22 protein-coding genes are annotated in these 22,030 nt (G+C 47.4%); 15 read left to right on the top strand and 7 right to left on the bottom strand.

Annotated features, from left to right (window positions below; genetic code table 11):
* Positions 1-16: 16 nt before the first annotated feature.
* From hpf to ORJ00_RS06930, 4 genes are read left to right on the top strand one after another with little or no spacing between them, the layout of a single operon-like run.
* Positions 17-304 (top strand): ribosome hibernation promoting factor, encoded by a 288-nt coding sequence (gene hpf, locus ORJ00_RS06945; protein WP_305976082.1) that lies wholly within the window; start codon positions 17-19, stop codon positions 302-304.
* Positions 305-311: 7 nt separating this feature from the next.
* Entirely contained in the window at positions 312-785 is a 474-nt protein-coding gene (gene ptsN / locus ORJ00_RS06940; RefSeq protein ID WP_027669956.1) for a PTS IIA-like nitrogen regulatory protein PtsN, read from the top strand.
* Positions 782-1,651, top strand: coding sequence for an RNase adapter RapZ (rapZ, locus tag ORJ00_RS06935; RefSeq protein WP_027669957.1), 870 nt, complete (start codon positions 782-784; stop codon positions 1,649-1,651). Before ptsN ends, rapZ begins: the two co-directional genes overlap by 4 nt.
* The gene (locus tag ORJ00_RS06930; protein WP_306139383.1) at positions 1,648-1,917 is read left to right on the top strand and encodes an HPr family phosphocarrier protein; all 270 of its coding nucleotides are present in this window, start codon (positions 1,648-1,650) and stop codon (positions 1,915-1,917) included. The genes rapZ and ORJ00_RS06930 overlap by 4 nt, the downstream gene beginning before the upstream one ends.
* Positions 1,918-1,923: 6 nt before the next feature.
* Here the strand turns inward: ORJ00_RS06930 and ORJ00_RS06925 are convergent, their stop codons facing one another.
* The 6 genes from ORJ00_RS06925 to ORJ00_RS06900 are packed head-to-tail and all read right to left on the bottom strand — an operon-like array spanning position 1,924 to position 7,766.
* Positions 1,924-2,289 (bottom strand): Na+/H+ antiporter subunit G, encoded by a 366-nt coding sequence (locus tag ORJ00_RS06925; RefSeq protein WP_305976076.1) that lies wholly within the window; start codon positions 2,287-2,289, stop codon positions 1,924-1,926.
* 9 nt (positions 2,290-2,298) lie between these two features.
* The gene (locus ORJ00_RS06920) at positions 2,299-2,568 is read right to left on the bottom strand and encodes a K+/H+ antiporter subunit F (protein WP_027669960.1); all 270 of its coding nucleotides are present in this window, start codon (positions 2,566-2,568) and stop codon (positions 2,299-2,301) included.
* Positions 2,562-3,098 (bottom strand): Na+/H+ antiporter subunit E, encoded by a 537-nt coding sequence (locus ORJ00_RS06915; protein ID WP_305976074.1) that lies wholly within the window; start codon positions 3,096-3,098, stop codon positions 2,562-2,564. The genes ORJ00_RS06920 and ORJ00_RS06915 overlap by 7 nt, the downstream gene beginning before the upstream one ends.
* Positions 3,095-4,618, bottom strand: coding sequence for a monovalent cation/H+ antiporter subunit D (locus tag ORJ00_RS06910; protein WP_037053568.1), 1,524 nt, complete (start codon positions 4,616-4,618; stop codon positions 3,095-3,097). The genes ORJ00_RS06915 and ORJ00_RS06910 overlap by 4 nt, the downstream gene beginning before the upstream one ends.
* Positions 4,618-4,971 carry a Na+/H+ antiporter subunit C gene (locus ORJ00_RS06905; RefSeq protein ID WP_027669963.1) on the bottom strand — a complete coding sequence of 118 codons (354 nt, stop codon included), beginning with the start codon at positions 4,969-4,971 and terminating at the stop codon, positions 4,618-4,620. The genes ORJ00_RS06910 and ORJ00_RS06905 overlap by 1 nt, the downstream gene beginning before the upstream one ends.
* Positions 4,971-7,766: a monovalent cation/H+ antiporter subunit A gene (locus ORJ00_RS06900; protein WP_306139382.1), complete on the bottom strand. Its 2,796-nt coding sequence runs from the start codon at positions 7,764-7,766 to the stop codon at positions 4,971-4,973. The genes ORJ00_RS06905 and ORJ00_RS06900 overlap by 1 nt, the downstream gene beginning before the upstream one ends.
* Positions 7,767-8,038: 272 nt before the next feature.
* Between ORJ00_RS06900 and ORJ00_RS06895 the strand changes: the two genes are divergently transcribed.
* From ORJ00_RS06895 to ORJ00_RS06860, 8 genes are all read left to right on the top strand, one after another.
* Complete coding sequence (locus ORJ00_RS06895; RefSeq protein ID WP_306139381.1) at positions 8,039-9,433, top strand: class II fumarate hydratase; 1,395 nt, start codon at positions 8,039-8,041, stop codon at positions 9,431-9,433.
* A gap of 234 nt (positions 9,434-9,667) precedes the next feature.
* Positions 9,668-10,753, top strand: a complete 1,086-nt coding sequence (locus ORJ00_RS06890; RefSeq protein WP_027669966.1) for a YjgN family protein — start codon at positions 9,668-9,670, stop codon at positions 10,751-10,753.
* An 8-nt stretch (positions 10,754-10,761) separates the two neighbouring features.
* A complete protein-coding gene (locus tag ORJ00_RS06885) occupies positions 10,762-11,796 on the top strand; it encodes a M48 family metallopeptidase (protein WP_037053608.1) in 1,035 nt (344 codons plus the stop codon).
* A gap of 90 nt (positions 11,797-11,886) precedes the next feature.
* Positions 11,887-13,536: an amidohydrolase gene (locus ORJ00_RS06880; protein ID WP_306139380.1), complete on the top strand. Its 1,650-nt coding sequence runs from the start codon at positions 11,887-11,889 to the stop codon at positions 13,534-13,536.
* A complete protein-coding gene (locus tag ORJ00_RS06875; protein WP_306139379.1) occupies positions 13,533-14,285 on the top strand; it encodes a TrmH family RNA methyltransferase in 753 nt (250 codons plus the stop codon). Before ORJ00_RS06880 ends, ORJ00_RS06875 begins: the two co-directional genes overlap by 4 nt.
* Positions 14,286-14,306: 21 nt before the next feature.
* On the top strand, positions 14,307-15,137 hold the full coding sequence (locus tag ORJ00_RS06870) for a substrate-binding periplasmic protein (RefSeq protein WP_306139378.1): 831 nt from the start codon (positions 14,307-14,309) through the stop codon (positions 15,135-15,137).
* Positions 15,138-16,022 (top strand): cysteine synthase CysM, encoded by an 885-nt coding sequence (cysM, locus tag ORJ00_RS06865; RefSeq protein WP_306139377.1) that lies wholly within the window; start codon positions 15,138-15,140, stop codon positions 16,020-16,022.
* A gap of 116 nt (positions 16,023-16,138) precedes the next feature.
* A complete protein-coding gene (locus tag ORJ00_RS06860) occupies positions 16,139-16,636 on the top strand; it encodes a DUF4442 domain-containing protein (RefSeq protein ID WP_306139376.1) in 498 nt (165 codons plus the stop codon).
* 36 nt (positions 16,637-16,672) lie between these two features.
* Here the strand turns inward: ORJ00_RS06860 and ORJ00_RS06855 are convergent, their stop codons facing one another.
* Entirely contained in the window at positions 16,673-17,473 is an 801-nt protein-coding gene (locus ORJ00_RS06855; RefSeq protein ID WP_306139375.1) for a potassium channel family protein, read from the bottom strand.
* Between the two features lie 77 nt (positions 17,474-17,550).
* On the opposite strand from ORJ00_RS06855, the gene ORJ00_RS06850 reads away from it, so the two are divergent.
* The 3 genes from ORJ00_RS06850 to ORJ00_RS06840 form a co-directional block, all read left to right on the top strand.
* Complete coding sequence (locus ORJ00_RS06850) at positions 17,551-18,459, top strand: DMT family transporter (protein ID WP_306139374.1); 909 nt, start codon at positions 17,551-17,553, stop codon at positions 18,457-18,459.
* 75 nt (positions 18,460-18,534) lie between these two features.
* Positions 18,535-19,362, top strand: coding sequence for a sulfotransferase family protein (locus tag ORJ00_RS06845; RefSeq protein WP_305976060.1), 828 nt, complete (start codon positions 18,535-18,537; stop codon positions 19,360-19,362).
* A gap of 17 nt (positions 19,363-19,379) precedes the next feature.
* Positions 19,380-22,030 (top strand): Ig-like domain-containing protein (locus tag ORJ00_RS06840; protein WP_306139372.1); only part of this gene is annotated, 2,651 nt, incomplete at its 3' end.

Below are 22,030 nucleotides of genomic sequence, written 5' to 3'. Positions count from 1 at the left end.
AAGAAGGAATATGTCTATGCAAATCAATCTAACTGGTCGCCATGTTGAAATCACCACAGCCTTAAAACAATACGTAGACAGTAAATTTGCCAAACTAGAACGACACTTTGATCATATAAACAATGTACATGTGATCTTAAACGTGGAAAAATTAAAGCAGATTGCTGAAGCCAAACTGCATTTAACCGGTGGTGAAGTCTTCGCAATATCTGAAGATGAAAATATGTATGCTGCGATAGACCAGCTGATAGATAAACTAGATCGCCAGGTTATCAAGCATAAAGAGAAAATTTCCCGACACTGATTAGAAGATGATGAACTTAACTTCAATGCTTGCCGAGAACTGCACTAAAAGTGCAGTTCTTTTTAACAGCAAAAAACGCATTCTTGAATACATTGCTGAACTGGCGCACCAACAACTTCCAGAAATGTCAGAGTACAGTATTCTAGAAGCCCTGATGACACGAGAAAAACTGGGTTCAACCGGTATCGGGGGAGGTATAGCCATACCACATGGCAAACTAAAATGCGTAACAAAGCCAATATTAGTGTTTGTCGTCAGTAAAGAAGCCATCCCATTTGATGCTATTGATAATCAACCGGTTGATATATTCTGCGCTATTATGATCCCAGAAGAGCAATGTCAGGCGCATTTGAGCACACTGGCAGGTATAGCCAAGTTACTCAGCCAAAAAGAATTAACTAAAAAAATTCGTCATGCTGACACTAACAGCCAGTTATATCAGCTACTCATGGAATACAGTGCTTTGGAAACTGAAAAATGAAACTTTTGGTTGTCAGTGGTCGTTCCGGTTCGGGTAAGTCAGTCGCACTGCGTGTAATGGAAGACCTTGGCTACTACTGTGTTGATAATATTCCGGTAAATTTATTACCTACGTTGGCAACAACCGTGATGGGGCAGTACGAGCGAGTTGCAGTGAGTATAGATGTACGCAATTTGCCACAAGACCCTGACGAGCTGGCGGAAATTTTGTCTTACCTGCCACGTAAGTTGGACTTAACCATTCTGTACCTTGATGCCGATCACGCTAGCCTGATAAAGCGCTTTAGTGAAACCCGCCGCTTGCATCCGCTGTCGCATCAGGCGATGTCGTTAGACGAAGCTATATCACAAGAACAGCAATTATTAGACCCGATATCCAGCCGCGCTGACTTATATATCGATACCACAGATTTGAACGTGCATCAGCTAGCAGAGCAGCTGCGTGAGCGTATTTTAGGACAGAAGTCTGGCCGCTTAGTGATTTTATTTGAATCTTTCGGCTTTAAATATGGTATTCCCAAAGATGCAGATTTTGTATTTGACGCGCGTTTTCTGCCTAACCCACATTGGGAGCCTGATTTAAAACCATTAACCGGACTAGACCAACCAGTAAAAGACTATCTGGCATCTGAGCCTGTAGTAGCAAAATATATATGGCAAATTAATAGTTTTATTAGTACCTGGTTACCCCATTTAGAGCGGAACAACCGCAGTTACCTTACTATTGCAATCGGTTGTACCGGCGGACAACACCGTTCAGTATATATGGCTGAAAGTTTGGCAGAAAGTTACCGCAGCTCGCGTGATGATGTTCAAATTCGCCATCGTGAACTCGTACGCCATCACCACAAGACAGATACTGTATGAAATGCAGTGAAACCGTCACAATAGTTAATCAGCTTGGATTGCATGCCCGTGCTGCAACCAAATTAGCACAACTGTGCCAAAAATTTTCATGCCGTATTGAGCTGGTACAAGAAGAAAAAAGCGCAGACGCCAGCAGTGTGTTAGCACTATTAATGCTGGCCAGTAGCAAAGGCAAAACATTGCAAGTTTGCACCAACGGTGAGGACGCCGAGCAAGCACTCAGCGCGGTGGTGGATCTCATTAAAAACGGTTTTGACGAATCGTAAATACCCTTAAGGCTTTTTCCTGTCGTGGGCTTTTCGCTGAGCTGGCTCTATTGTCTCTAAACCCCGGGTTTTGCTAATCGCGGTTAACTTATGATGTAACGCCGTTTTAATTAGCATATGCGCACTGATAGGTGCGGTAATAAGCAGAAATATGGTAATTAACAGCTCATGGACACTCACTTCGCCGGTTAAACTGAAGAAAAAAATAGAACCGAGTAAAATCCCCCCCATTCCCAGCGTTGTAGCCTTAGTAGGGCCGTGCAAACGCATAAAAAAATCTGGCATTCTGGTTAAACCAATAGAGCCAATCAATACAAAGCAGCCGCCTAGCAGTAAGAAGAACGCCACCGCCCATTCCATCCAATGTTGCATCAGTGTCTCCTATTCAATAATATCGCCACGTAGCAAAAACTTGCACACCGCTACGGTACTGACAAAGCCTAACATTGCGATAAGTAATGCTGCCTCAAAATACAGCGGCGATCCCATTAATAAGCCATAAAGAATAATCAAGGCAATGCTGTTTATATACATTGTATCCAGCGCTAGTATACGGTCAGGTAAGCTTGGGCCGCGCAATAAACGCCATAGATTAAGAAGTAACGCGATACTGATCATGGCGAATACCAACATAATCACCTTATCTAGCATTGAAAAATCTCCTTTAACGGCATTTCATACCGCTGCTTAATTGATTCAATCAGCTCAGTTTCATCTGTTAAATTAAGCACATGAATTAACAGGTAGCGCTGAGGCATTGGCTCACCTTCAACAAATAACTCAGCACTTGGGTACACTTCTGCGCTCACCGTTCCTGGTGTCATAGATACGGTACTGGCTAATATAGTAATCGGCAAATTATGTTGTAAATCTAACGGCACCCGCACAAAAGCGGGGTTTAAACGCCTTTTCGGGCCTAAAATAAGCATAGACACCTGAATGTTGGCCGTCACAATATCGGCAATAACGAGCAGAATATAGCGTAGCGCTAATAATGGCCGCTCTATTAACGGTTGAGGTTCGCGAAAACGTAAAGTTAATAGCGGAATTAATAATGCCAGGATAACCCCAAAAAACAGATGTACGGCTTCAATACTCTGGTTTAGCAGCAACCAGACCATAAACAATAACAAACTACGAAATGGTGTTGGTAACCAACGATATTTAGGCGTTAACCTCATAGCCCATCTCCCACAATAGTTTGCGACCCAAGAATCGTGTTTATTGCCGTCTGGGTGTCGTACAACTGCACTGCCGCTTGCTGCGACAACTCCGTTAAAGGCCCCGCAAATATAACAAGCAATGGGCTGGCAACAAGCAACCAGCTTATAGCAAATACTTGTAGTGGTGCGGCTTTATCACCACCCGAGTCAGTGCCGCTAACCCGCCAAAATAATGTACTACCGGCACGAGACAAGCCAATAATCACTAATAAGCTACACAATAAAATGGTAGTCCATACTATAACCTGCTTCGCCGGATCCGTTACGGATTGTAGTAACATGAGCTTACCAATAAAGCCGGATAGTGGCGGTAAACCGGCAACCGACATCGCACCGAGCATAAACATGATCCCCAACATAATAGGCTGAGTAACACGGCGCCCTGATACCAGCCGGTCTGCTGCTTTGCCGCGCTGATTTGCAATAACATCAGCAATCAAAAATAGCGCAGCGGTAACCAAGGTTGAATGCACACTGTAATACAATACGGCAGCAGCTGACTGTTCAGTTTGCAGTGCCACCAAACTTACCAGGGTGCCCACTGACACCAGCACTAAATTGGCCACCAACTTACGAAAATCGTGGCTAGCCATCACACCTATCGCGCCTAGCACAATTGTCGCCAACCCTGCAGGTAATAACCAATCATTGGCCATACCGCTGAGTTCACCAGCATCCGCTCCAAATATAGTGGTATATACACGCAACAGCGCATAAACACCTATTTTGGTCATTACTGCAAATAAAGCCGCTACCGGAGCGGAAGCTGCAGAATAGGTTGCAGGCAGCCAGAACTGCAGGGGCAGTACCGCGGCTTTTAAAGCAAACACAATCATTAACATCAAGCCGCCGGATTTAACCAACATCTGATCTTCTGCAGGCAAGGTGGCCACTTTCTGTGCCATATCAACAATATTCAATGTACCTAAGGTGCCGTACAACACTGCCAACGCAAAGAGAAAGATGGCCGAACCGGTAAGATTTAACACCACATAATGCACTGCCGCTTTGGTTTTATTTTTACCACCGGCATGAATTAACAAGGCATAGGATGCAATCAACAGCACCTCAAAAAACACGAATAAATTAAATAAGTCTCCGGTAAGAAAGGCACCATTTATGCCCATTACCTGAAACTGAAACAAAGGGTGGAAAAAGGAGCCCTTCTCATCTTCTCCGGCACTACCATAGCAAATCGCACCAAAAGCCAGGAAGGCGGTTAAACACACCAACACGACTGACAAATTATCAGCCACTAAAATAATACCAAAGGGCGCTTGCCAATCGCCCACAGCGTAGTGAATAAAGCCCGCTTGCTGCACCTGTAGTAGTAACAGTACTGCCAATACCAGCTGCAACGCACTGGATACCATACTAACCCATCTGCGACGAGACGGAGAATAATGCACCGGAGGCAGCATAATGATTAATGCGGTTAACATCGGCAGTACTACGGGCAACATAATTAAATGCCACATCAGCGACTCTCCCTCTTAGCTGCGCCCATGTTAGGCAGTTTTCCATCAACATGATCGTTGCCAAGATCTGCCCGTGCCCTGATAGCCAGAATCACCAGAAATGCAGTCATGGCAAAACCAATAACAATGGCAGTTAGCACAAGTGCCTGAGGCAATGGATCTGCGTAATGTTCTGTGCTGCCAAGCACGACTGCACCACGCAATGTCAAACGGCCCGAGGCAAAAATAAACAAGTTAACAGCATACGACAGCATGGTTAACCCCAACATTACCGGAAAGGTTCGTCCTCGTAGCATCAGAAAAATGCCGCAGAAGGTGAGAAAGCCTATACAGCAGGCAAACAATGTTTCCATTAAATCGTTTCCTTATGTACTGGCCGGTGTGCGGTAGTCATTTTGCCCAAATTGGCCAAAATTAATAGCGTAGAGCCAACAACGGTAACATAGACACCCAAATCAAATGCTATAGCGCTTGCCAGTTCTATTTTACCCAGCACAGGTATCGAAAAATAATCAAACCATGATGTAAGAAATGGTCGGCCAAACAACCAGCTTGCGATACCGGTAGCCAGTGCAATCAGCAAACCAATAGCAACAACTCGTTGATATTCAACATTCATTCGCTCTTTAACCCAATCCACACCGTGAGCAATGTATTGCAAAATAATCGCAACCGCAGTCACCAAACCGGCAATAAAACCGCCACCGGGCAAGTTGTGCCCCCGGAAGAAAATGTAAATAGACACCATTACAGCCAAGGGGAGTAAGCTTTGCGAAACGGTAGAAAGTAATAAAGAGTGCCTCTCAACAGCCCAGGGCCTGCCCTCTCCGTCACTGCTAGGTTTAAACAGAGGAATACGGGTTAGGAGTTTAAAAATACCTAACGAGGCTATACCTAATACGGCTATTTCACCCATAGTATCAAAGCCGCGGAAATCAACCAGAATAACATTGACCACATTTGTACCACCGCCACCGGTTTTGGCATTAGCAATAAAGAAGTCTGAGATGCTATTAAATGGCCGCGTCATTAACGCATAACTCAAGCTGCCAACAACAACACCTACCATACTGGCTATACTTAAATCTCTTACCACTCTTGAGGATTCAGATTGTTTAGGTGTTTTGTGCGGTAAGAAAAATAGCGCCAGCATCAGTAATATAATCGTCACCACTTCCACTGAAAGCTGGGTCAGCGCCAAATCTGGAGCGGAGAATCGGGTAAAGGCAATTGATACCATTAGGCCTACCACTGAAATCATCAGCAATGCAATAACCCGCTTTCGATGCCAAACAACAGTCGCAAAGGCAGCAATAAGTAACATTATTGCCCCGGTTGCATTTACCGCATCAATGGGTAACTCCTCCCTACCCCCCCACAAGGTTGTAAGGTGGGTAAGCGGCAAACCGGCCAGCAATACAAAACTCAGCAATACCAATGTCATGTAGCGCTGAAGCGAACCATTATCTAACCACTGATAAAGCCTGTCGCAACGTGCCGCAAACTGTTTTACGCCACGCTCAAAGCTGTTAAGAGCATCAACTTCAGGCAAGGTATTTTGAAAATCAAACAAATGTTTGCGATTAACGTAAATCAAGGTTCCGGCCAGTAATGCGGCCACACTCATCAACAACGGCAGGTTAAAGCCATGCCATATAGCCAGGCTATACTCCGGTACTTTAGCGGGCAACACCGCCAGTGACGCAGCATGCAGCAAATCACCAATAATATAACCGGGGAAAATGCCCACCAAAATACACAGTGCTACCAGTATTTCTACTGGCACGCGCATATAGCGCGGCGGTTCATGCGGCGTCTTAGTTAGCCCTTTGGGCTGGCCATTGAAAAACACGTCGTGAATAAAACGCATTGAATAAGCCACAGAAAATATGGCCGCAATTGTCGCCAATACTGGGATCACCCATGACAATGAACCCAACAAATGCTGGTGTAGCGTCTCAGCAAAAAACATTTCCTTCGACAAAAAACCATTTAGCAACGGTACGCCAGCCATGGCTGCCGCGGCAACCATGGCCAGCGTGGCAGTAATGGGCATAAATTGCCACAAACCGTTTAGTTTACGCATGTCTCGCGAACCGGATTCATGATCAATAATACCCGCCGCCATAAATAATGACGCCTTAAAAGTGGCGTGATTAATAATATGAAACAAGCCAGCAACGGCAGCCAAATCAGTGCCCATACCAAATAGCAACGTAATAAGACCCAAATGACTAATAGTTGAGTACGCCAGCAAGCCTTTCAAATCGTGCTTAAATAGTGCCAGATAAGCGCCTATTAATAAGGTTGCCAAACCCGTAACACTCACCAGAATAAACCATAGTTCCGTGCCGGATAATGCCGGGTAAAATCGCGCCAGCAAGAAAATACCGGCTTTAACCATTGTAGCCGAATGTAAGTAAGCACTTACCGGCGTAGGAGCGGCCATCGCATTAGGTAACCAAAAATGAAACGGAAATTGCGCCGACTTGGTAAAACAGCCCAGTAAAAATAAAACCAGCAGTAACGGGTACAAACTATGCTGCTTAATCAGCTCGCCACTATTAAGCACCTGCTGCAAATCATAACTACCTACTATCTGACCAATAAGCAAAAAGGCAGCCAACAGTGCCAAACCGCCGGCCCCTGTTACCGTTAGTGCCATTCGGGCACCACGACGCGCTTCCGCTTTATGCCACCAAAAGCTAATAAGTAAAAAAGAACTAATGCTGGTTAATTCCCAAAACAGCCATAGTTGCAACAAATTCCCCGAGAGTACTATGCCCAGCATCGCCGTCATAAACAGCATCAAATAGGCATAAAACCGTGGCATGGAATCACGCTCAGACAGGTAGTAACGTGCATACAGGATAATTAACAGGCCAATGCCCAAAATCAACAAACTGAACAAAAATGCCAAACCGTCCAGCACTATGGTGATGTCTAGCCCAAGTTGCGGAACCCAGGAAGCAAAGAAACGTAAACTTTCGCCAGCAAAAACCTGCTGTCCGTGCAGCAACAGCAACATTAACGCCAAGGCGGGAGGGATGGCGGAAGCCAGTGCGCAGGCGCTCCTATTCCAACGTGCAGTAAACACGGGAACCAAGCTTCCCAGCAGTGGCAAAAGTAAAATCCACAAGAGTGTCATAGCTGGCGCGCTTCCTTTTTCTAATTAACCAGACTGATATTGCTAACGGCCACACCAATTTTACAGATTAAGTTATTGATATCCATAAAAAGTTGAATAGGTGTAGAAGATAGGTTGCCTTTACAACATCTGGCAGGTTGAAATATCAGCATGTCGGTTTTAATGTCATTATTTATAACGTTATCTCCACGAAATGTCTATCAAAGCTGGCAGCAGAAGCCTAAAGCCGTTACAACTTAAAGCATAAGTAACAGCCAACAAGAGGAACTACCATGCAAACCCGCACAGAACAAGACAGTATGGGCAAACTTAATGTGCCAATTGACGCACTTTACCAGGCTCAGACCCAGCGCGCGGTGCAGAATTTTCGCATAAGTGGCCAAACGCTACCCGTCGATTTTATTCAGGCTTTGTTACAGATAAAAAAAGCGGCGGCAGAAACGAATCTGCAGCTGGGCTTAGTGGATGCCGACATTAGTACAGCAATTTGTCAGGCGGCAGATCAACAATTAAGTGAGCTTGCCAAACCGCAACCCAGCCTACGGCACTACCCAATAGACGTGTTTCAAACCGGTTCAGGCACCAGCACGAATATGAATGTCAACGAAGTGCTCGCCACACTGGCCAGTAAGGCATTAGGAAAGAACATTAGTCCAAATGATCATGTTAATCTGGGGCAAAGTAGCAACGATACGATTCCCAGCGCGATACACATCAGCGCAGCACTGGCAGTGCAGCAACAATTACTGCCTTCACTACAACAACTCCAGCAACAATTAGTTGAGAAAGCGCAGCAAATTGGTCATCTGGTGAAAACAGGCCGCACCCATTTAATGGATGCAATGCCGGTAAACTTTTCCCAAATATTGGGCGGCTGGCAAGCACAGTTGCATCAAGCTGAACAACAGCTAAAGCAACAATTAACCTTACTGCAAGCGCTAGCACAAGGAGGCACGGCGGTGGGTACCGGTATCAATGCCGATCCGGCATTTGCTGCCACCTTTTGCAAACAATTAAGCCACAACACCGGCTTAGCTTTTAGCCCAGCCGCTAATTTTTTTGCTGCTATTGGTTCGCAAGACACCGCCGTATCTGTGTCAGGCGCATTAAAAACTCTCGCAGTATGCCTAATGAAAATGAGTAACGACTTGCGCTGGATGAACTCAGGGCCTTTAGCCGGATTAGGTGAAATTTCGCTGCCAGCATTACAGCCAGGCTCTTCAATTATGCCGGGAAAAGTAAACCCGGTGATCCCAGAAGCCGTTGCCATGGTCTGTGCACAGGTTATTGGCAACGATTGCTGCATTACTGTTGCAGGTCAATCTGGCAACTTTGAATTGAATGTCATGCTACCGCTTATTGCCCAAAACCTTTTACATAGTATTCGTTTACTGGCAAATGGTTGCACCGCACTTAGCGAGCAGGCTATTAAAGATTTTACCGTGCAGGAAGATAACATCAGTAAACCGCTGGCATTGAACCCCATTTTAGTAACCGCACTGAACCCACTTATTGGCTACGCAAAAGCCGCCGAGATTGCCAAACAAGCTTATCAACAACAGCGGCCAGTGCTAGATGTAGCATTAGAACATACGAGCTACAGCCGTACAGAACTGATGTCATTACTGGATCCTGCCAAACTATGCCAGGGCGGCAATTCGGCTTAAACGCTGAATGAACAAAATTAGCATAATCAAGGTACCACAGCATGTAGCACTTCAAGAAACAGGACTCTATTGGGTGTACGTTTTAAAAACACTTTACATTGCTATGTCTTGAATATTCAATATAGAAGGACATTCGTTAATTTTTCAATAAATATTCATTGCAAACAACCCTTAACTTATCGCTATAATGCGTCCCTTGCGTTACATACGAATAACAAAAAAGGAAGTTGTACAATGGAAAACTCAGTTAGCAATGACGCAGCATCTGCTGAAAACAAACCACAGCGTGCCAGTAAAGTCGTATTTTCCGGTCAAGGCGGAGAATTCTTTGGCATCTGGATTGTTAATTTGCTGCTTAGCATAGTGACATTGGGTATTTATAGCGCTTGGGCGACAGTGCGTACCCGGCAGTACTTTTATGGCCATACGCAAATAGAAAAACAGCCGTTTCGCTACCTGGCCTCCCCAATGCAAATTTTAAAAGGCCGTATTATTGCCATTGTTATTTTTGCATTATTCTTTGCCATTTCTTACCTATCGCCCGTCATGGCTGTAGTACTGGCAATCCTGTTTATGTTTGTATCACCCTGGCTAGTAGTGCAAAGCCTAAAGTTCAATTTGCGTATGACCAGTTACCGTAATGTGCGTTTTGCATTTCACGGAGATTACCTGGGTGCCTTTAAGTATTTCATACTGTTGCCAATATTGTCTGTTTTCACTTTATATTTGGCATTGCCATGGGCATTAAAAAAAATCGATCACTACATCTGTAGCAATACCAGTTTCGGTGGCAAGAAAATGCAGGTAACAACTGACACCAGCTCTTACTATATTGCTGCATTAGTCGCTGCTGCTATTGTGTTTGGCGTGATGACCGTTGTAGCCATTATCGGTGTGGTACTCGGAATTTTGATGGCAGTAACCGACAGTGGTAATGCTTCAGCTGCGGCGTTAATGACATCCGTCGCCGTGTTTGTAGCATACTTTTTCGCTTTTACGTTAAGCGGGGCTATTTACCATTGCATGATTCGTAATCATCTGTTTGAGCGCACAGAGTTGCCTGGCATTGCCAAATTTAAATCTAAGATGGAAGTGTTACCTTTCCTGATGCTGACGTTAACTAACCTTGTTGCAATAGTCTTGACGCTAGGCTTGGCTTATCCGTGGGCTAAAGTGCGTAAAGCACGTTATTTGGCCTCGGTAACTTCACTGATTATCTATCCTCAGATAGATACCTTAGTTGATGAACAGCAAAGCGAAAATAGCGCATTTGGCGAAGAAGCTGCCGGCCTGTTTGACGTTGATGTGTCAATAGCCTAATGAACACCGTGGCTAACGTTACTGGCCAGTATCAACATGCGGGCAGCAGCACTTTGTATGCTGCTGTTGCGGTCATTAACGACCAGCAACAACTGCAGATATGCTGTCAGCAATCGGGTGATGTGTTGTCTGAGTCTGCGGCAGCTGACTACCGTTACGGTACCATAATACCGGGCTTGCCGGTTGAACTTCGTTTACGTGACGGTGCCGTTTTTTTACCTGACGATGCCCATTTTCGCTGGCCCTCTCAAGCCAGATCTTCCGGTTGGGCGGCCAGGTTAGAAAGCCATAAATTGTCTATCGTTGCGGCGGTGTTACTGTCGCCGCTTTTGCTATGGTGGATAATTTTCGACCTAATGCCAATAATGGCCAGTGCAGCCGTGCCCCTGGTTCCTGATAGCGTTAAGCAGCAAATGGGTAAACAAACCTTTTATACTTTGCAAAAAACAACGCTAAAACCGACAGAGCTATCCGCCAGTGCACAAGCAACTGTGCATTACCACTGGCAAATGGCGCTGCAAAAACTGCCATTAACAAATAAAAACTACCAGCTGCATTTGTACAAGTCAGACTTCTTTGGTGCAAATGCGTTTGCTCTGCCAGATGGCACTGTGGTGATGACCGATGACCTTGTTATCCTGTTACAAAACAACCCAGATGCTATTTTGGCGGTGCTGTTGCATGAAATGGGACACGTTGAAGGCCAGCACAGTGTGCGAATGGTCGCGCAATCGCTCGGTGCGACATTGGTTATTGGCATTTTGTTTGGTAGCCCGGACGGCGTAGCAGATTTACTGTTAGGTTCAGGTACGGCGCTATTACAAAATGCGTTTTCTCGCGATATGGAACGAGAAGCTGATAATTTTTCCCTAACACAACTGCAGGTACTGGGTAAATCACCGAAAGCTTTTGCCGATGCGATGTCAGCATTACTTGAAGCCAGCAGTGCTGACGCCAGCACGTCAAATCAGCTGCTTAAATATCTAAGCACTCATCCGGATACAGCAGAACGGATTAAGCTCGCGACCGACTTGCAACAGTAACATCTTGCTTTTACTTCACACCGCACCAGATTCCTCTGGTGCGGTTTTGTTGCTATAGTTGGCGACAAATACAAACAAGGACAATGCCTTATGTTTCGTTTAGCCAGCCTGATGTCTGCTTTATTTATTACCAGTGTTCAAGCCGCCCCGGTGGTGCTATCCAATATTAACGGTTATGGCTTTGATGCCAACAGACAATTACAGCCTTTTAGTGTACTGGTGTTTGACGACAGCACGGGCAAAATCTTGGCTCGTGGTGATGCTGCTCTTGCGGCACAATATACTCAAGCAATGCAACGCGATGGCAAAGGTAAAACCGTGCTACCTGGCTTAATTGATGGCCATGGCCATGTGCTGGGATTGGGGCAATATTTAGCCGTAGCAGAGCTGCGCGGCAGTAACAGCGAACAAGATGCGGTAAACCGGGTAGCAAAGTTTGCTGAAGCAAATAAAGACGCACAGTGGATTATCGGCCGCGGCTGGAACCAGGTATTGTGGCCGACTAAGCAGTTTCCTACCACGGCACTACTGGATGAAGCCGTTAACGACAAACCGGTTTACCTGGAGCGGGTAGATGCGCACGCTGGCTGGGCTAACAGCAAAGCACTGGCGCTGGCCGGCATTACTAAAGACAGTATAGACCCCCCGGGCGGCGAGATCATACGCGACAGTAAAGGCAAGCCAACCGGGGTGTTAATAGACAACGCCATGGCCTTGGTAGAGCAACATATTCCGCCTGCCGATGAAAACGCGAAACGCCGAGCACTGAATGTGGCGTTTTCGCACCTGCTGGCGTTGGGTATTACCAGCGTGCATGACGCCGGCGTAGACACCGACACCGTTAAGCTGTTTCAGCAACTGGCGGCCGAGCAAAAACTGCCGCTGCGTATTTACCCTATGCTATCGGCGCGCGATCCGCAGCTGCCACAATGGCTGGAGGCTGGCATTATTGACGATCCGACAGATTTTCTCGATATCCGTTCGGTTAAAATCTACGGTGACGGCGCGCTGGGCAGCCGCGGTGCCGCTTTAATAGACCCCTACAGCGACCAGCCATCACAAAAAGGCCTGTTGGTTACCCAGCCGGATAAACTGACGCAAATTATGCAGCTGACCATCGACGCCGGTTTTCAAACCAATGTGCATGCTATAGGCGATTTAGCCAACCGTTTAGCACTGGACCGCTTTGAACAGTTAGTGCCGGAAGATAAACGCGCATCAAGCCGCCATCGTATTGAACATGCGCAAATTGTGTCGCCCAAAGACATTCCGCGTTTTGCCAAACTGCATGTACTACCCGCCATGCAGGCGGTGCATGCTACTTCAGATAAAAACATGGCCGGCGATCGCTTAGGCGTAGCACGCCTGCGTGGTGCCTATGCCTGGCGCAGCTTTGTCGACCAGGGCAGCATTATTGTTGGCGGCTCGGATTTTCCGGTAGAGCTGGCCAACGTGTTTCACGGCCTGCATGCTTCTGTTACCCGGCAAAGCCAGGATAACCAACCCGAAGGCGGCTGGCTGCCGGAACAAAAACTCAGCTTAACCGAAGCGCTGCGCTCGTTTACTGTTGATGCTGCTTACGGTGCCTTTCAGGAAAATAGCATGGGCACGCTGGCACCGGGCAGCTGGGCCGATTTTATTCTGATAGACCGCGATATTTATAATATTCCGCCGCAGCAGCTGTGGCAGACAGAGGTAGAGCAAACCTGGGTTAACGGTAAGCAGGTATTCACTAAATGATCAGCCAAAAGTGGAGCAAGTTAATCCGCTCGTTACAGCAAAAAAAATACCGTAAAGCCGAACAGCTGTTTTTTGTAGAAGGCGAAAAAGCCGTATTAGAACTACTGGCCTCTACCTGGCAGGTCGAGGCCGTGTTTGGCACTGAAGTGTTTTTACAACGCTACCCGCTGCAACTGAAAACAGCGGCGCTGGTACAACAATGCAGCGCCGATGAACTGGTAAAAGCGGGTACTTTTACCAGTAACGACGCAGCACTGGCGGTGGTAAAAATGCCGCCACAAACCGATTTTGTAGCACATAGTCACGGCTTTGTACTGGTACTGGATCAGATCAACGACCCGGGTAATCTTGGTACTATTATCCGCGTTGCTGACTGGTATGGTATCAAACATATTGTTTGTTCACCCGACACCACGGATTGTTACAACCCAAAAGTTATCGCTGCTGCCAAAGGCTCATTTTTGCGTGTAACATTACACTACCAACCGCTGGCACCGCTTTTAACGGCGGCTACTCTACCTGTTTTTGGCGCTTATCTGGGCGGCGACTCAATACATCAGCTACGCTTACAACATTCTGGCGGTTATGTTGTTTTAGGTAATGAAGCCAACGGTATCAGTGCTGAACTGGAACCACTCATTGGCCGTAGAATTACCATACCTGCTTTTGGCGGTGCTGAATCTCTGAATGTCGGCATTGCCACAGCAATTATTTGCGACAACTTAGCCAGGCTGCAAACAACGCAGTAACGCTAAAATTGGGATGCAGTAATGTTAGATTTTGCGAAGGTAGTGTATGCCATTTCGTGCCTGTTTATACCGCTTCAGTCAGTGTTGGCGGTAAGTCCTACGCCAAAAGAAGAGACAACTAATGTGGTCTATTTGGCTTCATTGGAGTGGCCTCCGTTTACAGGACAACACTTACCTGACGGTGGCAAGACCACGGCACTGGTTAGCGAAATTTTCCGCCAATTAGGCTATGTCGTTAAAATTGATTACTTACCCTGGTCACGCGCGGTTAAACTTAGCACAGGCAAAACGCCGAAATATTTAGCTTACTTCCCAGAATACCCACTACATGATGACGATTTGCGCTTATCGGGTTGTATTGGCTATAGCCATGTAGGCTTGGTTGAACACAAAAACGCTCCGCTACAAATAAGCTCAAGCGCTGATCTACAAAACTATACTCTGGGCGTAGTACAAGATTATGTTAATACCACCACCATTGACCAAATGATTAAGCAGCAAAGGTTAACCGTTAAAACCAGTTTGACCGATAAACAGAATTTACTCCGTGTCGGGTACCAAAGACTCGATGGTGCAGTCATTGACTATGATGTGATGAAATATTTGCTGCAAACCGAACCAGACCTGGCAGAAATGGCACAGTCACTGCAGTTTAATAGTGCCGAATACGAACTGAAAACATTACACATGGCGGTAAATATAAACCATCCGCAAGCGAGCTTATTGCCCGTATTTAACAAATTCTTAAGCCAACATGGGTTAGTAAGTCAATATCCAACTTCGCTCAGCATTGAACAAGCTGGTTTATGTCAGCCTGAAGCGCCCATGACTCATATGACAACGGAACCTTAAATGCATTTCAACAGCATAGAACACTCTGTCGGCCAAACACGGCTGGTAAAATTACAACGTATGGCCGCTCATACCAACAGCACGGTATTGCTTAAGCTGGAAGGTGACAACCCGGCTGGTTCGGTAAAAGACCGTCCAGCGTTGAATATGATTGTGCAAGCCGAAGCGCGCGGCACAATAAAACCCGGTGATCGCATTATTGAAGCCACCAGTGGCAACACCGGTATTGCTTTAGCCATGGCTGCAGCGATTAAAGGTTATAGTATGACGCTGATTATGCCGGATAACGCTACGGAAGAACGCAAAAGTTCAATGCGTGCTTATGGTGCTGAACTTATTCTGGTGACGAAAGCAGAAGGCATGGAAGGCGCCCGTGATTTAGCGTTGGCAATGCAAGCAGATGGCAAAGGCATTGTGCTGGACCAGTTTAATAACCCGGACAACCCGGCAGCACATTACGCCAGTACCGGGCCAGAAATTTGGCAGCAAAGCCAGCAGCAGATTACGCATTTTGTATCCAGCATGGGCACCACCGGCACTATTATGGGTGTGTCGCGTTATTTAAAAGAGCAAAACCCAGCAATACAGATTGTTGGCCTACAACCGGCTGAAGGCGCCAGTATTCCGGGCATTCGGCGTTGGCCGGAAGCTTACCTGCCCGGTTTTTTTGATAAAAGCCGTGTCGATCAGATTATCGATATTACTCAGGACGATGCATTAACTGCAATGCGTCGCTTAGCGCGTGAAGAAGGCATCTTTGCCGGCGTTAGCTCCGGCGGCTCTGTGCATGCCGCGATACAACTGGCCGAGCAGCATGACAATGCCGTTATAGTGGCGATTATTTGCGATCGCGGAGATCGTTATTTATCTTCCGGAATTTTTTGATTGATGCACCAAACCGAGCTGCACCAAACCGTTGCGGCAAACTACTACGAGCAGCGGCTTGCATTTCACCTTGGCTATTGGCATAGTGCGCAAAAGCCACAACAGGTCAGACCACAATGAGCCAGATAAAACCGAATAAACTGCAGCGAATCGTTACCAAATGCTACAAACTACCAAAATCGCTACAGGCCTTTGCGCTAAGCACGGTATTTGGCCGGGTGATTAAATTTGCTGGCACTGCTGGGGTTGAAGTATTGGAATTGAAAGGCTCCCGCTCAGTCCTACGACTTAAAAACCGTAAAAAAGCGCAAAACCATATTGGTTCAGTACATGCCGCCGCCACAGGTTTATTGGCCGAATCTGCTACCGGTTTTTTGGTTGGCATTCATTTACCTGACAGCAAACTGCCGCTGCTAAAACAGATGCAAATTGACTATGTTAAACGCTCTACCGGAGACTTAACCGCCGTTGCTACGCTTACAGAACAGCAAATTGCCGCCATGCATAGCGATGACAAAGGCGAAGTTACAGTAAGCGTGACCATTACCGACAGCGCAAATATTGAACCGGTACAAGCGAAAATGACCTGGGCCTGGGTCCCCAAAAAGCGCTAAAACCCGTTAATACGCTGTGGTGTTAGGGGGTTAGTCTCAGTCTTTATCCCGTTCCAGAATTTTAGGCAGTTTGCGATGACGCTCTTTCGCCACCTGTATGGCATCACTAAATGCCGAGGCCAGGATCCCGGTTGGCATTGCGATAATACACACCCCGGTAATCGCCGTGAAACCGGCTAACACCCGCCCCAACGCGGTTACCGGATAAACATCGCCATAACCCACTGTTGTCAGTGTGGCAACCGCCCACCAGGCACTGCGTAAAATAGAACCAAACGCCTCTGGCTGATGCGGGCCTTCCACCAAATAAAGTAGCGTTGACGACATCAACAACAACGCTGCGGCAAAAATAGCGCTAACCAGTAGCTCATATCCACGGCTACGAACCGCTTCTATAATGCAATCCATCGCCATGGAAAACCGCCCTAACCTGGCCAAACGCAACACCCGAATAAGCAATAACAACCGCAGTAATATCCCGCCGTTACCCAGATAGACCGAAAACGCTACCGTTACCGCCAATAAATCAGCAATGGCCACAAAACTAAAAATGTAATGCCAGCGGCTTTTTACCTTGCTATTCTCGACACAGGTCCATACCCGGGCTAAATATTCCAGCAAAAATATAGAGCCAAATATCAGCTCAGAATAACGAAACCAGTGCTCATTGCCCGTAACCACCATGGGCTCAGTTTGTAAAACCGCCAGCACAATACCAACAACAATCACCAGGGCGATAAACATATTCAGTAGCGTTAAGCCATCTTGCCGGCTAAGCTCCGGGTCTAACTGTATCGCCAGCTTGTGGCGCATAGCATGCCGTGATGATGCGGTCATAAGTTACCCAATGCTCCTTTAAGGTGGTTATTCGCTGGTGTTTTACTATGTCAGTTTTATAATACGTTACCTGCTCTATGTCGGCTAACCTTTTGTCTTACGAATACTTAGCATTACTTGCCGCGGCCTGCTGGGCGCTTGGCAGCTTATTGTCAGCACAGGCCGCTACGCATTTGGGGGCGTTTTGTTTTACCCGTTGGCGCATGTTGTGTGCAGGAATTATGCTGTGGTGCATTGCCGCTTACACCGGCGGCTGGCAAAGTTTGTCGCTAAGCAGTAGCAGCTTACTCATCGTTTCAGGGGTTATTGGTATTTTTATTGGCGACACCGCCCTGTTTGCCTCAATGAACCGCCTCGGCCCTCGCCGTGCCGGCGTGCTGTTTGCCACCCATGCTTTATTTTCAGTGGTATTGGCTTACTTTTTTCTTGGTGAACGCCAATGGGGCTGGACGCTAACAGGCAGCAGCCTGCTGATGAGCGGCGTGATGATTGCGATATTTTTTGGCAAACGTAAAACCGAACAACATGCCTGGGAAGCCAACCAAAGCCAACTAAAATCTGGCGTCGCCTTAGGTTTGCTGGCCGCACTATGCCAGGCGGTTGCCACGCTAATGCTAAAACCGTTAATGGAAACTGATATCGACGCTATTGCCGCCAGCGCGGTACGCATGACAACCGCATTTGTGCTGCATCAGGTTATTTTTATGCTGGGCTTTCAAGTTGCGCGCGCGTATTTACCCATGACCAAACAGGTATTTTTACTGGTGCTGACTAACGCGGCCTTATCAATGGTTCTGGGAATGACGTTAATCCTGTATGCACTGCGCTATGGTGATGCTGGCTTAGTGGCCATTCTGTCATCGGTAAGCCCGGTTATCATATTACCACTATTGTGGCTGGTGTATAAACGCGCCCCAGCTTTGGGGGCTTGGCTGGGAGCACTGCTTACCATAGCCGGAACAATTCTCATTCTGCAAGTTAGCTGAATATAAACTGAATTAAGCTTGACGTTGTTAACAATTAAGGCTGAAATATATACTGATGAGCCAATTGAGCTAACCATGTCGCAAAAATTTCACTTTATCTCTGGTTTACCTAGGTCAGGCTCTACCTTGTTGTCGGCAATATTACGCCAAAACCCAGCATTTTACGCTGGCATTTCCAGTCCGGTAGCACCATTACTAACTAGTATGCTGCAGCAATTCAGTGCCGGCAGTGAACACGCACCTTTGGTTTCCACGGCACAACGCCAAACATTGTTGCAAGGACTGTTTCACAGCTATTATGCCGAGCAACAGGATAAGCGGGTTATATTCGACACCAACCGTTTGTGGTGCGCTCGGGTACCTTTGCTGCAAAAATTATTCCCACAAAGTAAAGTCATCGCTTGCGTGCGAAACGTCGCTTGGATCATGGACAGTTTAGAACGGCTTTATAATGCCGACCCGTTTGAAAACAGCCGGCTGTTTAATGATGAGGCTGAACGCAATACGGTATATAGCCGCACAGACACGCTAGCAATGTCTAATCGTATGGTGGGATTTGCCTGGTCAGCGCTGAAAGAGGCATATTATAGCCCTCACGCCAACTCTGTATTACTGGTTGATTATCAATTGCTAACCGAGGCACCGGAAAAAGTATTGAAATTAATTTACCAGTTTATCGATGAACCGTGGTTTGAACACCGTTTTGACGATGTCGCGTTTGACACGCCCGAATTTGACCAAAACATTGGTTTGTCTGGCCTGCACCGCATACGCAGCAAGGTTGCTGTTGCAGCCCGACAAACCATATTACCCCCCGATTTATTTGAACGCTACGCTGCAATGAATTTCTGGGATCAGGATACCAGCAGCCAAGCCAACGTAATCCGAATTAAGCAGCAATAACTTTGCAGGAAAGCATTATGTCAGTTAAACATCACGTTACCACTGTTTCAAAGCCGCTATGCAAAACGCTGTTTGTTACAACGTTGCTTGCCAGCTCAGTGCAGATGGCCCTCGCTCTGCCGCTTTCCGGCATTCCCGACAACGCGCAAGCCGCAGCCTATATTGGTGCAGCAGATACAGGCTCAGAGTTAGTATTTATAGATTCTCGCGTACCAGACGTGAACACTATTCTCAAAGCTGTAAAGCCAGGTACCGAAGTTATTTTTATACACGACCACAGTAGTGGTATCGCACAGCTAGCAAACTATGTAAGACAGCGTAGCAATATTTCCACCATTCATATCATTTCACATGGCAATCCAGGTTCACTACTACTGGGCAATGAGCCACTGTCGACCGAAAATATAAGCCAGTACAGCAACCAGTTAAAATCTATAGGTACTGCTTTAACGGAAAATGGCGATATCAAGCTTTATGGTTGTGATGTTGCCAATGGCACAAAAGGGGCTGAATTTCTGACGCAATTGTCGCAGTTAACCGGCGCCGAGATTGCAGCATCAAATGATAAAACCGGCGGTGGTGCTGCTGGCGGGAATTGGGATCTGGAGATTACCACCGGTAATATTGAAAGTAGCCGGGCGTTGCTGGCAAACCGGCTAGAAAATTATGATCACACCCTGGCAACAATCAGTGTTAACTCTGTTGCACAACTTAAAGCTGCTATTGCTTCGGGTAGCAGCGATGGCCTCGACGACGTGATCACTTTAACCGGTAATATCAGCTTCGCTTCAGCAGCTGACGCCATTTCAATCAATGTCACCGATGGCAAGACTATGTCAATTGTCGGCGGCGGCTTTACGCTCAACGGCAATAACCTTACGCGGGTACTGGATGTTGCATCATCGGGTGCAGGCTCAGAAGTCGCTATCAGTGGCCTGACAATTAGCAACGGTTTCTTGACCGGCAACGGTGGTAATACCCCAGGCAACGGTGTCGGACTTGCTGGTGGCGATGCACTGGGTGCCAATATCCGCAATACCGGGACGCTCATAATTACTAACTCTACCATCACCGCAGGAAAAGCAGCTGGCGGTGGTGGTGGCGGCGGCGGTGCAGGTGGTGGTGGCGGTGCCGGTGGCGGTGGTGGTGGTTTCGGCACGACTTTTGGCGGTGCCGGCGGCACTAATCCGACACATACTGCAGGTTTGCCCTCGGCAGGCGCGGGGGGCGACGGTGCTGGCTTTGGTAACCTGGTCGGGCGTGGCGGCACGTTTAACGGCGGTGCAGGTGGAAACTACGGAGGTGGCTACACCGATGGTGGCGTTGGCGGTACCGCCAATAATGGCTCAATCAGCATCGGTGGCGGTGGCGGTGGAGGTGGTTATAGCTATGGTGGCGGACGCGGCGGTAACGCGGCGGGAGGTATTTACAATACTGGCTTACTCACCATCACCAGTAGCAATATCACTAACAACGTCGGCGCGGGCGGTGGCGGTGGTGGTGGTGGCGGCGCAGCTGTTAGCAGCGCCAACGGCGGTGATGCCGGATCTGGTATTGGTGCCATCTGGAATGCGGGCGGTACAGTACAGATAGACTCCAGTACCAACACCTCACTGGCAACGGGAAATTTTGGCGCCGCTGGCGGAATTGGCATTACGCTTAATGGCGGCAGCGCAAACGGTGCCGTTGGTGTGTCAACCTCACAGATACACACCACGAGTGGAGGCACAACCAATACCAGTTATGTTGCTCCGCCCACAGTCAGTATCGGACTATCTGACTCGGCCCTGAGCATAGGTGAAACCTCCACGGTTACTTTCACCTTTTCTGCTGCTGTTACGGGTTTCACCAATGCCGATCTAAACATCCCTAACGGGTCAATGACAAATGTTAGTTCGGGAGATGGCGGCATCACCTGGACGTCAACCTATACACCAAATGCCAGCGTCCAGGATACTACCAACCTTATTGCTGTTGATATGACCGGGGTAAGCAGCTCGGGGACTCCTGGTGTCGGCACCACCAATTCTGGCAATTTTACCATTGACACTTTGCGGCCAACAGCAACTATAGTGGTCGCCGATACCGCATTAAAAGTTGGTGAAACTTCGCTGGTGACCTTCACGTTCAGTGAAGCCGTTACCGGTTTTACCACCGCCGATCTATCAGCTGCCAATGGCATAGTAAGTTCATTGAGTTCTAGCGACGGTGGCATTACCTGGACAGCAACCTTCACGCCAACCGGTAACGTTACCGCCAGCACCAATGTAATTACGCTGGATAATACCGGTGTAGCTGATCTATCTGGCAATGCAGGCACAGGCACCACAAACTCAAACAATTACGCTATAGATACCGCGCCGCCTGCTGTTGCTTCTGTTTCCGTACCGGCTAATGCCACTTATGTTAGTGGGCAAAACCTTGATTTTACAGTTAACTTTAATGAAAACGTCACGGTAAACACCGGCGGTGGTACGCCGCAATTGGCCATTACCGTCGGCGCGACAACCCGCCAGGCTACCTACCTCAGTGGTAGCGGTACCTCGGCGATACTGTTCCGCTATACCGTGCAAGCTGGCGATAGCGACACAGATGGTATTAGCATTGGCACCCTGGCTGCCAATGGCGGCACCTTGCGAGATGCCGTAAATAACGATGCCACGCTCAC

Origin of the sequence: Rheinheimera baltica, assembly GCF_030731985.1 — a bacterium.
In the GTDB taxonomy this organism is placed as follows: Bacteria; Pseudomonadota; Gammaproteobacteria; order Enterobacterales; family Alteromonadaceae; genus Alishewanella; species Alishewanella baltica.
Note: the sequence above shows the minus strand (reverse complement) of the source record. Positions and strands in the feature narration are given on the sequence as shown.